This is a genomic window from Paractinoplanes deccanensis (assembly GCF_016862115.1).
In the GTDB taxonomy this organism is placed as follows: domain Bacteria; phylum Actinomycetota; class Actinomycetes; order Mycobacteriales; family Micromonosporaceae; genus Actinoplanes; species Actinoplanes deccanensis.
In genome coordinates this window covers 1-12317 of record NZ_BOMI01000129.1, presented here as the reverse complement: position 1 = coordinate 12317, position 12317 = coordinate 1, and the positions used below count along the sequence as shown (strand labels likewise).

10 protein-coding genes are annotated in these 12317 nt (G+C 72.3%); 4 read left to right on the top strand and 6 right to left on the bottom strand.

The window, feature by feature from the left end:
- Positions 1 to 123: 123 nt before the first annotated feature.
- Both Ade02nite_RS32320 and Ade02nite_RS32315 read right to left on the bottom strand, forming a co-directional pair.
- Positions 124 to 603, bottom strand: coding sequence for a PH domain-containing protein (locus Ade02nite_RS32320; RefSeq protein WP_203772144.1), 480 nt, complete (start codon positions 601 to 603; stop codon positions 124 to 126).
- 60 nt (positions 604 to 663) lie between these two features.
- Positions 664 to 1395, bottom strand: a complete 732-nt coding sequence (locus Ade02nite_RS32315) for a Fic family protein (RefSeq protein ID WP_239169222.1) — start codon at positions 1393 to 1395, stop codon at positions 664 to 666.
- Positions 1396 to 1596: 201 nt separating this feature from the next.
- Between Ade02nite_RS32315 and acs the strand changes: the two genes are divergently transcribed.
- Positions 1597 to 3585, top strand: coding sequence for an acetate--CoA ligase (gene acs, locus Ade02nite_RS32310; RefSeq protein ID WP_203772140.1), 1989 nt, complete (start codon positions 1597 to 1599; stop codon positions 3583 to 3585).
- Positions 3586 to 3654: 69 nt separating this feature from the next.
- Positions 3655 to 4578: an alpha/beta fold hydrolase gene (locus Ade02nite_RS32305; protein ID WP_203772138.1), complete on the top strand. Its 924-nt coding sequence runs from the start codon at positions 3655 to 3657 to the stop codon at positions 4576 to 4578.
- On the opposite strand, the gene Ade02nite_RS32300 is transcribed toward Ade02nite_RS32305, so the two are convergent.
- The 4 genes from Ade02nite_RS32300 to Ade02nite_RS32280 form a co-directional block, all read right to left on the bottom strand.
- Complete coding sequence (locus tag Ade02nite_RS32300; RefSeq protein WP_203772136.1) at positions 4575 to 4940, bottom strand: UCP033725 family protein; 366 nt, start codon at positions 4938 to 4940, stop codon at positions 4575 to 4577. The two genes, Ade02nite_RS32305 and Ade02nite_RS32300, sit on opposite strands and share 4 nt — an antisense overlap.
- Positions 4937 to 7954 carry an SseB family protein gene (locus Ade02nite_RS49720; protein ID WP_438871005.1) on the bottom strand — a complete coding sequence of 1006 codons (3018 nt, stop codon included), beginning with the start codon at positions 7952 to 7954 and terminating at the stop codon, positions 4937 to 4939. Before Ade02nite_RS49720 ends, Ade02nite_RS32300 begins: the two co-directional genes overlap by 4 nt.
- A gap of 348 nt (positions 7955 to 8302) precedes the next feature.
- Positions 8303 to 8599, bottom strand: a complete 297-nt coding sequence (locus Ade02nite_RS32285) for a WXG100 family type VII secretion target (protein WP_203772134.1) — start codon at positions 8597 to 8599, stop codon at positions 8303 to 8305.
- A 16-nt stretch (positions 8600 to 8615) separates the two neighbouring features.
- Entirely contained in the window at positions 8616 to 8945 is a 330-nt protein-coding gene (locus tag Ade02nite_RS32280) for a WXG100 family type VII secretion target (RefSeq protein WP_275409959.1), read from the bottom strand.
- A gap of 306 nt (positions 8946 to 9251) precedes the next feature.
- On the opposite strand from Ade02nite_RS32280, the gene eccE reads away from it, so the two are divergent.
- Together eccE and Ade02nite_RS32270 are read left to right on the top strand one after the other, a co-directional pair.
- Complete coding sequence (eccE, locus tag Ade02nite_RS32275; RefSeq protein ID WP_203772132.1) at positions 9252 to 11105, top strand: type VII secretion protein EccE; 1854 nt, start codon at positions 9252 to 9254, stop codon at positions 11103 to 11105.
- Between the two features lie 540 nt (positions 11106 to 11645).
- Positions 11646 to 12026, top strand: a complete 381-nt coding sequence (locus Ade02nite_RS32270; protein WP_203772130.1) for a phage holin family protein — start codon at positions 11646 to 11648, stop codon at positions 12024 to 12026.
- Positions 12027 to 12317: the final 291 nt, after the last annotated feature.

The window sequence follows — 12317 nt, the reverse complement described above, 5'->3', positions numbered from 1 at the left end:
GGTAGGGCGCGGCGGCCGGTGTGTGGGTGGGGTGAGCGTGAGTGGCGAACCGGCCGGTCGGGCGTGAGGAGCTTGCGTTGCAGCTGGCCCGTGCTTGCGGCGGGTGCCTTACGAAAAGGCGTATTAAACAGGGTTTTGTGCCTGTAGGTGTCGATTGCGCAGCTCGTGATAAACGGCCTTGAACAGTTTGGGGCGGGAGTGGAAGTCGACGCCCTGGGCCCAGAGCTCGGTGTTGACCGTGGTGCCGTCGCGGCGTTCGATGAGGACGGTCATGCCGCTCTCGATCTCCCACGGGCCGATCTTGTGGGTGGCCTTGTGGAGGCGGACGTGGGCGATCTCGTCCCAGCTCATGGTGCGGGAGCGCAGCAGGCCGCGAATGCGCAGGCCGGCGGGGCCGACGTAGGCGCCCATCTGGAGGATGCGGTGGGAGCCGACGACCCAGACGGCGGCCAGCACGCCGGCCAGCACGCGGATGCCGTGGCCGGTGAGGTCGAACTGCTGGACCGTCGTCCAGCCCAGCAGGGCCAGTGCGACGATCTCCCAGCCGATGACCAGCCAGCGGCCGGTGCCGGGCGTGTAGGGGCGCTCCCAGGTCGTCTCCACGCGAGCGAGTATTCCAGCGGAATTTTCAAGATCCGGTGGAGTGCCTAAAAGACTGACCGATCAGACGGCAGCCAGGACTCCATCGCCGATACGGGTGATCTCATCGGCTGCCTCGCCCACCGCCGCGGCGTAATGACGCAGCCAGGAACGGACGCCGTCGGGCGTTCCGGTCGCGTAGGCGCCGGCCGAGCCGACGTATTCGGGCTCGCGGTTGCGGTGGCCGACCTCGACGGCGACCAACCCGCGCGGGTCGAAGCCGCGGTTGATCAGGGTGAGGTGGGCGGCGGCGCGGGCGACCACGCCGGCCGGGCCGGCGAACGGGCGCAACGTGATCAGCTCGGCGTGGACGATCGCGGCGAGCAGCAGCGGTGGCGTGCGGTCGTTGCCGGCCACCAGCTTCGCAAGGGCGTCGACCCGGTCGGCCGCGCCGGCGAGGCGACCGAGATCGTCGGCGGGGACGACGCCGCGCGCGGCGAGCACGTGGAGCTTGGCGAGCACCTGGCGAGGCGCCCGCGGCCAGAGGTCGACGAGGCCGCCGAGGCTCTCCGCGACGCGCAGTGCACCCTGGACGACCGGGTCGGTGACCGTGCCGCCGCGCACCTCGTCGAGGTCGTAGGCGTTGCCCTCCAGCGCCGCGCTGGCGACCGCGGCGCGCAGGCTGGCCTCGGCGGCGACCTGACCGCCGTGCCGCCGCAGCGCGCGGTGACGCATCGCGGCGTCGACGCGGTCACGCGCCTCGGTCAGGGCGGGGGCGACGTCGGCGAGCTCCAGGAGCGGGGCGAGCGGATCCACGCCCGTAAGACTACAGAAACATGGGCTGCACAAATGAGCGCGGAACTGGCAAGATTCGCGCAGGACCGATCAGGGGTCGGTCATCCAGCGCGCCCATGATGCCACCTGGCGCGCTGGGTGACGCAACCCTCGCCGGTCACATCAGGCCTGACTAATGTGCAACGAAGAAGCCCCGGTCAGCAGTGAAGAGGAGCCGCCCTCATGAGCGAGACATTGGCGAACCTGTCATCGGAGACGCGGCAGTTCCCGCCGCCGGAGCAGTTGGCCGCCGACGCCAACGTCAAGGCCGACGCGTACGACGAGGCCGCCGCCGACCGGCTCGCCTTCTGGGCGAAGCAGGCCGAGCGCCTCACCTGGGCCAAGAAGTGGGAGCAGATCCTCGACTGGTCCAACCCGCCGTTCGCCAAGTGGTTCGTCGGCGGCGAGCTCAACATCGCCTACAACTGCGTCGACCGGCACGTCGAGGCCGGCAGGGGCGACAAGGTGGCGATCCACTGGGAGGGCGAGCCGGGCGACACCCGCACGATCACGTACGCCGAGCTGCTCAAGCTCGTCAGCCAGGCCGCCAACACGCTGACCGACCTGGGCATCGGCGCCGGCGACCGGGTCGCGATCTACATGCCGATGATCCCCGAGGCCGCGGTCGCGATGCTGGCCTGCGCGCGCATCGGCGCCACGCACAGCGTGGTCTTCGGCGGCTTCTCGGTCGACGCGCTCGCCACCCGCATCAAGGACGCCGATGCCAAGCTGGTGATCACCGCCGACGGCGGCTACCGGCGCGGCAAGCCGTCGGCCCTCAAGCCGACCGTGGACGAGGCCGTCGCGCAGAGCCCGAGCATCGAGAACGTGCTGGTCGTACGCCGTACCGGCCAGGAAGTCGCCTGGACCGGCAAGGACAAGTGGTGGCACGAGACGGTCGAGCAGGCCAGCCCGGAGCACAAGGCCCAGGCCTTCGACTCGGAGCACCCGCTGTTCATCCTCTACACCTCGGGCACGACGGGTAAGCCGAAGGGCATCCTGCACACCACCGGCGGGTACCTGACCCAGACCTCGTACACGCACAACGCGGTCTTCGACCTCAAGCCGGAGACCGACGTCTACTGGTGCACGGCCGACATCGGCTGGGTCACCGGCCACTCGTACATCGTCTACGGCCCGCTCTCCAACGGCGCCACCCAGGTCATGTACGAGGGCACGCCGGACACCCCCGGGCGCGACCGGTTCTGGCAGATCGTCGACAAGTACAAGGTGTCGCTGCTCTACACGGCGCCCACGCTGATCCGCACGATGATGAAGTGGGGCGACGACATCCCAGCCGGCTACGACCTGTCGTCGCTGCGCGTCCTCGGCAGCGTCGGCGAGCCGATCAACCCCGAGGCCTGGATGTGGTACAGGGAGAACATCGGCCGCAACCGCACCCCGATCGTCGACACGTGGTGGCAGACCGAGACGGGCGCGGTGATGATCTCGCCGCTGCCCGGCGTGACCGCGACGAAGCCCGGCTCGGCGATGACCGCGCTGCCCGGCATCACCGCCGACGTCGTCGACGACCAGGCGCAGTCGGTGCCGAACGGTGGCGGCGGCTTCCTGGTGCTGCGCGACCCGTGGCCGTCGATGCTGCGCACGATCTGGGGTGACGACAAGCGGTTCATCGACACGTACTGGTCGCGCTTCGGCGCCGGCGCGGGCTCCTCCGACGAGGGCTGGATCTACTTCGCCGGCGACGGTGCGAAGAAGGACGACGACGGCGCGATCTGGCTCCTGGGCCGGGTCGACGACGTCATGCTGGTCTCCGGGCACAACATCTCCACCACCGAGGTCGAGTCGGCGCTGGTCTCGCACCCGTCGGTGGCCGAGGCGGCGGTGGTCGGCGCGACCGACCCGACCACCGGCCAGGCAATCGTGGCATTCGTGATCCCCAGGGGCAATGTGGACACGTCGGGCGACGCGGGCGAGCAGCTCAACGTCGACCTGCGCAACCACGTCGCCAAGACGCTCGGCCCGATCGCCAAGCCGCGCCAGATCATGCTCGTGCCCGAGCTGCCGAAGACCCGCTCCGGCAAGATCATGCGCCGCCTGCTCAAGGACGTGGCCGAGCACCGCTCGCTCGGCGACGTCACCACGCTCCAGGACTCCGCCGTGATGGACCTGATCTCGGCCGGTATGAAGACCACCAAGTCGGACGACTGAGCGGTCGCCGCCGCGGCTCACAGGGGCCGCGGCGGCCCCCGGTCGACCCCAGCGCCTACCCTGGAGTCCATGGGCGGTCGGGTGGACGAGTCATGCGTGCTGGTGGACGGCCCCTGGACACATCGCTTCGTCGGCGCCAACGGCAGCCGGTTCCACGTGGTCGAGGCCGGCACGGGGCCGCTCGTGCTGTTCCTGCACGGCTTCCCCGAGTTCTGGTGGGCGTGGCACGACATCCTGCCCCGGGTCGCCGACGCGGGCTTCCGGGCCGTCGCGATGGACCTGCGCGGCTACGGAGCCAGTGACAAGCCGCCGAGAGGGTACGACGGCTACACCATGGCGGCCGACGTCACGGGCACCATCCGGGCCCTCGGCGAGCGCAACGCGACGCTGGTGGGCGCCGGGGCCGGCGGCATGATCGCCTGGGCCGCGGCCGCGTTCCACCCCAAGCTGGTCAACCGCCTGGTCGTGCTCGGCGCGGCCCACCCGCTGCGACTGCGGGCGGCGCTGTTCGCCGACCCGCGCGGCCAGCTGGCCGCCTCCACGTCGGCGCTGCGCTTCCAGGTGCCGCGGTACGAACACGTGCTCACCCGCGACGACGCGGCCATGGTGGGTGAGCTGATGACCCGCTGGACGGGTCCCCAATGGAGAGAGACACCCGAGTTCGACGATTACGTGCGCCGCTGCCGCGAGGCCATGCAGATCCCGCAGGCGGCGTTCTGCGCACTCGAGGCCTACCGGTGGGTCTTCCGCAGCGCCATCCGGCTCCAGGGCTACCGCTTCGTCAAGCTGATGCAGAAGCCGCTCGTCACGCCCACCCTGCAACTGCACGGCGAACTCGACACCGCCACGCTGCCGCGGACGGCACAGGGCTCCGGCCGCTACGTGATCGCGCCGTACGAGTGGCGGCTGATCCCCGACGCCGGCCACTTCCTGCACCAGGAGGCGACCGAGGTGGTCACCGGCGAAGTCCTCCGGTGGGTGAAGACCTCTTAGATCCGCTGCTCGTGCAGCTCCGAGACCTCGTGGATCGGAGCCCACCCCTGGTAGACACCGAAGTCGAACTCCTCCAGGCCGAGCTGCCGGGCGATCGGGGCACGGCCGCCCGCGTATTCGACCCGCAGCCACGAATCGGTCTCGGCGAGCACGATGAACGGCGCGCCACGCCACGAACAGGTCGTGCGGACGTAGACCAGCTCGTCGTACTCGTCAGGGGTGAGAACCCGCACGTAGCGGCCCGGGCGGACCTCCTCGAAGCCGTCCGCCGGGTCGGTGCGGTAGATCCGGGCGTTGTCGCCGTCCGGCACCGCCTCGTACTCGTGCCCCTGCCAGGTGACCACGTAACCGTCGCGCATCACTGCTCACCAACCCGCCGCCAGATCGGGCCGTCGTTGTCGAAGATCGCCACCATGCGCTCGCTGCCGTCCCCGTCGATGCGCCACAGCTGCGCGCCGTGCGGCAGCCGGACACTGTCCACCTTGAACTCGGCGATCACGTCGCGGCCCTCGCCGGGCGCGAAACCGTTGCCCCGGAACGGCGCCCGCTCGATCACCCAGCCGTCCATCGCGCGCAGGGCCTGCTCGTTCTGGCCGCCGTAGGGGATGCGGTAGAGGCTCGGCCGGTACGCCGGCCAGCGCAGCACGTACGCCTCCTTGGCGTCGTACTGGTGCGGCGAGCCGTCGTAGTTGAGCCCGAGAGCGGCGAAAAGCTCACCAGGGGTACGGAGGTGCTCGACCTCGGTCGCCCGATGCACGAAACCGGCGACCCGGTCGTAGCCGCGCTCGAGGTAGTAGTCGACCTGCTCGGGCGGCAGCGTCTTCTGCATCACGGTGGCGTGCTGCGCGTCGTCGCTGGCCGGCTCGGGCGCGGGCACGGGAGCGGCCGCCTCCTCGAGGGCCGGCTGCTCGGGCTCGGCGCCCAGACCGGCCTCGGCGGCCCAGTTGGCCAGGGCGATGACCTGGGGCCCGGGATACTTCGCGCCGATCGGGCTCTTCGGGTTGACCGCGAACGACCAGCCCGGGTCGGGCCAGTTGCGGATCAGCTCGTAGAACCGGACACCGACGGTGCGGGTCGGCTGAGCGTAGTGCTCGTCCAGCCGATCCTTGCTGGTGAAGACGATGAGGAAAGCCTCGCCGTCCATCTGCTCGGTGCGGAAGGCGAAGCCGGACTCGCCGGGCGAGCTGCCGGGGCGCGAGTGGTCGGCGACGGGCACGAGCACGGTGGCCAGCAGGAGCGTGGAGAGGAAGGCGTCGGTGCTGCCGCCGCCGGCGGCGTCGAAGAGCTCCCGCTCGACATCGTTGGCCGGGACGAAAGGCTCGGCCGCGGGTGGGGGCGGCGGCGGAGCATTGGTGCCGTACGACGGAGCGCCGCCGCGGGTGTCGAACCGCGCGGGACGATCGCTGCCGGGCGACCCGGGGATGACCGGCGGAGCCAGGCCGGGGGACTCGGGGCGCGGGGCGGTGTCGAAGCGCTGGGCTGCGTCGGAGCGCTGGGCCGTGTCGGAGCGCTGGGCTGCATCGGAACGCTGGGCCGCGTCGGAGCGGGTCTGGAACGCGGGGAAAGACGTCATGGACGCGGGTGGGCCGGCCGACGGCGAGGTGGCCTGGCGGCGGGGCAGTGGGGTGCCGAAGCCGCGGCCGGGCTCGGTGGAGTTGCCGGGCTGGATGGCCGGCGGGGAGGCGAGGCCACCCTGCTGAGCGGCGGCGGCCTGCGGGGAGGCGGGGCCCTGCGGGAAGCCGCCACGATCTGCGGCCGGGGACCCGGCACCACGGTCCGGCGCCGGCGGGGAGCTGCGACGGGGCAGCTCGACCGGGGTGGCCACGGTGGGCTGGGCCCAGCCCGGGCTGAACGGGGGCTCGGCGGGCTCGCTGGGCACGAAGTGCTCGGGCACCGGCGGGGTGTTCGCGCCGGGGCTGCGGACCGGGAGGGGCGCTTTGGGGTCCTGGAGGGGGCCGCGCGGGTCGTCGCTCGGGGGCGCGGAGCGGCGGCTGCCCAGGGCGCCCAGTGCGCCGCCGAGGGTCGGCGTGGCGGGTGGGCCGGAGGCGGGGATGCCGGAGGCGGGAGCGTTCGAGGCCGGGATGCCCGAAGCCGGAGCGTTCGAGGCCGGGATGCCGGACGCCGGAGCGTTCGAGGCCGGGATGCCGGACGCCGGAATGCCGGACGCCGGGATGCCGGACGCTGGGGCGGTCGGCACGGACGGCGGCTGGTAAGCCGGGGGCACGGCGGGCGCGGACGGTGGCTGGTATGCCGAGGGCACGGCCGGGGCGGACGGCGGCTGGTATGCCGGGGGCACCGCGGGCGCGGACGGCGCGGGCGGGAGGGCGGCCGGCGCGGGCGGCATCGCTGCCGCGGGGCTCACGGCCGCGGGGTTCCCTGCCGCGGGCGGCGTGCGGGCGGGCAGGCCGCTGGGCAGCACGTTGCCGGGGGTGCGGATCGGGAGGCCGCCGGGGCCGATCGGCTCGGGCTTGGCGGGCTCCGCCTTGGGTGGCTGAGCCGCCGGTGGCTGGGCTGTGAGCGGCTGGGCTGTGAGCGGCTGGGCTGCGGGCGGCTGGGCTGCGGGCGGCATGGGGCCGCGGGCCGGGGCGCCGTACGCGGGCGGGGCGCTCACGGGACCGCCGCCGTACGGGGGCGCGGGCGGGGCGCTCACGGGACCGCCGTATGGGGTGGCGGGCGGAGCGCTCGCCGGGGCGCCGTACTGGGCGGCGGCGGGCTGGCCGTACGCGGGGCTTGCCGGGCGGCCGTACGGGTCGCTCATGGGCTGGCCGTATGGGGTGTTGCCCTCGCCGTAGGCGGCGCTGGCCGCCTGACCGTAAGCGGCCGGCGGGGCGACGGGAGACGTGCTCGCCGGGTATTGCGGGTAACCCGCAGCGGCCGCCGGCTGCGGCGCGGCCTCCGAGGTGGGCCCGCCGGGGCGCGCGGCCTCCTGCTGGCGGGTGGCGGCCGCGTTGGCGGCCAGGGCGGCGGCCTGGAGGTCCTGCATCTTGGCGGAGGTCGGGGTCGCCTCGCGGCCCGGACCTCGGGTGGGCAGCCTCAGGTCGCCCCGGGACAGCTGCGCGACGAACCACGCCGGCAGGTAGCCCTCGATCGGCAGGCCCGGGTTGACCGCGAGCCACCACTCGAGGTTGGGCCAGGTGTTGGCGAGCTCCTGATAAGGCACGCGCCGCGCCGAACCCGTGTAGTCGGCCAGGCACGCCTGCAGCGCGGAGGTCGACGTGAACGCCAGCACATGCGTGCGGCCGCCGGTGCTCCAAGTGCCCCACCCGAGCGGCGCGAGACCCGCGAGGGCGTCCGCCGAGACGGGCAAGAGCAGGTCAACCTTGGAGAGAATGCGGAAGTACGACTCCTGGTCGTCGGTGCGCAGGGCATCGCGCATCGCGACCTCGGCGTCCGTAGCCGGCTCCCACTCGGACACGTCCACCTCTCCCCACGCGCGACGAGGCCATCTCAACGCGTACAACCTACAAGGTCAGGCCGCGATCACAATGGGCGGCAGTACGCGGAGAAGTAAAGCAGGTGTACGACGCCCTCGGTACACGCTTGGAAGGCTTTTCGAAGCGCCTTGATCAGTAGCTGCCAGCGATCGGTCAAAGACTGATGGTAGCCTCACCGGACTTTTCGGCCAGTACGCGTTCGGGGGACATCAAGGCCCGCAAGAACGGACTAAACGGAACGGCCGTGCAGTCGCTCAGGACTGCCCGGCCGTTTCATGGCTCAGCCGCGCTCACTGGAAGCGCTGGGTCGCCGCCTTCTCGGTGCGGATGTAGTCCTCGACCGAGTGGTCGACGGCCTTCTTGATGTTCTGCAGGATGTTCTGCAGATCGTTCGAGGCGGCACGCCAGGTGGCCTGGCGGTGCTCGTACGCCTGCTTGGCCTCGCCGTCCCAGGTCGAGACCAGCGGGGCGGCGTCGCGCTCGAGCTGGTCGAGCTGCGACTGCAGCGTGGAGACCGCCTTCTGGATGTCGGCGCTCGCGTTCTGAAGCGCGCCGAAATTGACGAGCAGCACTCCGTCGTTAGGCATGTCTGTCTCTCCCCCGTCAGAGCGGCAGCTGGAAGCTGCCGCCGGAGTTGGCAACCCGGCTCTGGGCCTCGGTGTCGGAGGTGTCGTAGCCGACACCGGACACCTTGATCGAGTCCGCGGTCTGCGCAAGAGCCGCGTTCAGCTTCTTGAGGTCCTCCGCATACTGGACCTTGACCTGCTCGAAGGCCGCCGCGCCGAGACCCTTCCACGCGCTGCTCAGCACGGAGAGCTCGGACATGAGCGTGCTCAGCATCTGCTGCAGCGACGCGTTCACATCGTCGAATTTCGCGGCGGTATTCGCCATCACCGCGGATTGAGCCTGCGTCTGGGCCACCCCGGACGTCACCCCGCTTCCTCGTTCGGTTCGCCGATCGCCCGGATCCGTAGTGGACGGACGGTCATCACCGTCCTCGACGTATCGACGGTGGCCACCAGGCTAGCCCCAGTACACAAGCCGCGGGGGACTGCCGTGAGCGGCCGACTACTGTTCAGGTACGTCGCCGACCGTAGCGAAGTCCGTCAAGACGCGACAAGCTCGGAATCGGAACCTGTGGATAACCTCGCGCCTGTCCACAGGCGGCTCCGCCGATGGCCGGTTGCCCATACGATAGGCCGCGCACGAGCAAGGACCCGGCGCGAAGGGCGGTGTGAGATGACGGTCGGCGTGGCGGGTGACCGCGACTACCGCGATCTCAGCGGCCCCGCGAAACCGTCACCCAAGGTCAGCACCAGGCCGGTCCGGCGTGGACGGTTGTTCGGCGTTCGCGCCGGTCAGCTCGTGGCGACACAGATCGCCGCGGTCGCCGTCGTGCTCGGCGCGGTCAACGGCCCGATCGGGCTGGTCGCGGGGGTCGCGCTCGCCCTGGTCGTCCTGGCGGTGACCTGGCTGCGGCTGCGCCGGCGCTGGCTGTTCGAGTGGGTCGGCGTCATGCTGCGCTTCGGCGGCCGGCGACACTCCGCCGCGGTCGACGCCTCACCGACGGCGCTGCTCGAGTTCGTCGCCCCCGGCGGCCGGGTGGAGCAGACCGACCTGGCCGGCGACCCGGCCGCGATCATCGCCGACGGTCACGGCCTGACGGCCGTGCTCGAGCTGGGCGATCCCGCCGGGCTGCTCGCCGAGGACGCGCCGTCGCTGCCCTTCCCCGCCTCGCTGCTCCCCTCCGCCGAGGCCGAGCTGCCGCCGGTCATGATCCAGCTCCTGCTCACCGGCGCGCCGGCCCCGTCGTTGCGGGCGGGCGCCGGCACCCCGGCCAACTCCTACCGTCAGCTCACCGAGGGCCGCCTGCTCGGGCACAGCCGCGCGCTGCTCGCCGTGCGGGTGCTGCGCGACGAGGGCTGGTCCGAGGAGGAGCTGCACCGTTCGCTCTCCGGGCTGGCGCGCAAGCTGGTGCGCCGGCTGTCAAAGGTGCCGGCGAAGCCGCTGGGCGAGGCGGCCACGATCCGCGTCATCGCCGAGCTCGCCCACGACGACGGGGTCGGCTCGGCCCAGGAGACGTGGCCCGGGCTGCGGATCGGCGGCCTGGCGCAGAGCACGTTCCGGCTGCGCCGCTGGCCCGACCCACACGTCGAGACGTCCCGGCGGCTGGTCTCGCGGCTGCTCACCCTGCCCGCCTCCGCGACCACGGTGTCGCTGACGGCGGGCCCGCGTCCGGCGCACGGCCCCACCCCGCTCGACCTGACCGTCCGGCTCGCGGCCCCCGACGCCAACGCGCTCGGCGCCGCGGCCCAGGCCCTGCACAAGGTGGTGTCCGCCGAGCAGGCGAGCGTCCGCCGCCTCGACGGCGAACACCTGTCCGGACTCGCGGCGACGCTCCCGCTGGGCGGCACGCCGGCCGCGGTGCCCGGCCTCCCGCCCGACGGTGTCCAGCCGGCCGAGCAGCTCGAGGGCCTTCACCTGCCGGTCGGCACGTCCGGCCTGATGCTGGGCCGCAACCGCCACGGCAATCCGGTGGTCGCCCGGCTGTTCCGTCCCGAGCAGACCCGCGTGCTCCTGGTCGGCGGCGTGCGCTGCGCCCAGCTCGTCGCCCTGCGAGCCATGGCGCTGGGCGCCCGCGTCATGGTGCAGACGGCGAGGCCACGGGCCTGGGAGCCGTTCGTACGGGGCGCCGCCGTCCCCGGCGAGTCCATCGCGGTCGTGCCACCCGGCCGGCCCGTCGAGATCGCCCCCGGCTCCGCCCTCCACCCCCTGCTGGTGGTCGTCGACATCGGCTCGGTCGGCGCCGACAACCGCCCCGGCGCCGGCTGGCAGGCCACCCTGGTGGTCCGGGACGAGTTCGCGGCCGCCGACATCGACGTGGCGTCCCGCGCCGACCTGCTCATCCTCCAGCCGCTGCGCCCCGAGGAGGCCACCCTGCTCGGCGGCGCCCTGGGCCTGGGCGAGGTGGCCCAGTGGATGACCCGCATCCGCCCCGACATGGTCGGCGTCGTCAACCGCCGCGCCGTCCGCTGGGCCGCCCTGGCCCACACCCCCATCGAAACCCAGCTGGTCGGCCCACCCGGCCGCTGACCAGCCCATTCTCCGCCGCCCCTCGCCCGCTCAGCCCACCCGCCTCTCCGCTCGGCCTCGTCGTCCGCCCGCTCCGCCCCTGCACGTTCGCCCGCCCGGCCTCGTCACCCGCCGGGCCTGGTCACCCGCCCCGCCTGGTCACCCGCCCCGCCTGGTCACCCGCCCCGCCTGGTCACCCGGCCCGCCTGGTCACCCGGCCCGATCGCTCGCCCGACCTGGTCGCTCTCCCGGCCTCCTCACCCGGGCCTCGTCGGTCAAGGCGCGGCGATCGCCGGATCGGCCACCGCGTCAGGCCACTGCCGGTGATGGCTTGGAGCATGGTCGCCGTCCACGGCAAGCTGGCGGACCTGGCCGTGCACGAGCCGTTTCCGGCCTCGTCTCGACCGCTAGTCTCGGTTGCGGGTGTCGGTCCCGATTGTTGGTTCGGGCCTCGCTCGGCCAGCGGGAATGGTTGATATGTCCTGATCTTCGGAAACCGGTCCGGGAAGATCGGAGTGTGGTGTCGTCGCAGGTGGTGGCGGCGTGGCACCATGCGGTGCCATGGGCCTCATCATCCGGCTTTTGATCACCGCGTTCTCGCTGTGGCTGGCGACCGTGCTGATCGACGGCATCGAGCTGACGACCGACTCGACGTCTGAAAAGATCGTCACGCTGTTGATCGTCGCGGTCATCTTCGGCGTGATCAACGCGGTTCTCCGGCCGATCATCAAGATCGTGGGGTGTGGGCTCTACGTTCTCACGCTCGGGCTGATCGCGCTGGTCGTGAACGGGCTGCTGTTCCTGCTGACCAGCTGGGTAGCCGGCCAGTTCGACCTGCCGTTCCACGTCGACAACTTCTGGCCGAGCGCCGTCCTGGGCGCCCTGCTCGTCGGCATCGTCAGCTGGCTCCTCAACATGCTCGTCCCCGACGGCGACGACTGACCTCCCACGCCCGGGCGCCAACGGCAGCCACCGCAGCGCCCGGGCCGCAACGACGGACCTCCGGCCCGAGCCGGAACGACCGACTTCCGGCCCGAGCCGCGACGACCGGCTCCGGCCCCAACCGCAACGACCGGCTCCGGCCCCAACCGCAACGACCGGCTCCGGCCCCAACCGCAACGACCGGCTCCGGCCTCAGCCGCAACCCGCGGCATCGACCCGGGCAGGGGCCGCGACACCAACGACGACCGGCATCGGCCCCAACCGCGACGAACGACCTCCGGGCTTCAGCCG

Coding starts and splice junctions, on each gene's coding strand:
- acs (WP_203772140.1), top strand. CDS start 1,597: ATGAGCGAGACATTGGCGAACCTGTCATCGGAGACGCGGCAGTTCCCG.
- Ade02nite_RS32305 (WP_203772138.1), top strand. CDS start 3,655: ATGGGCGGTCGGGTGGACGAGTCATGCGTGCTGGTGGACGGCCCCTGG.
- Ade02nite_RS49720 (WP_438871005.1), bottom strand. CDS start 7,954: ATGCGCGATGCCCTGCGCACCGACGACCAGGAGTCGTACTTCCGCATT.
- Ade02nite_RS32285 (WP_203772134.1), bottom strand. CDS start 8,599: ATGCCTAACGACGGAGTGCTGCTCGTCAATTTCGGCGCGCTTCAGAAC.
- eccE (WP_203772132.1), top strand. CDS start 9,252: ATGACGGTCGGCGTGGCGGGTGACCGCGACTACCGCGATCTCAGCGGC.
- Ade02nite_RS32270 (WP_203772130.1), top strand. CDS start 11,646: ATGGGCCTCATCATCCGGCTTTTGATCACCGCGTTCTCGCTGTGGCTG.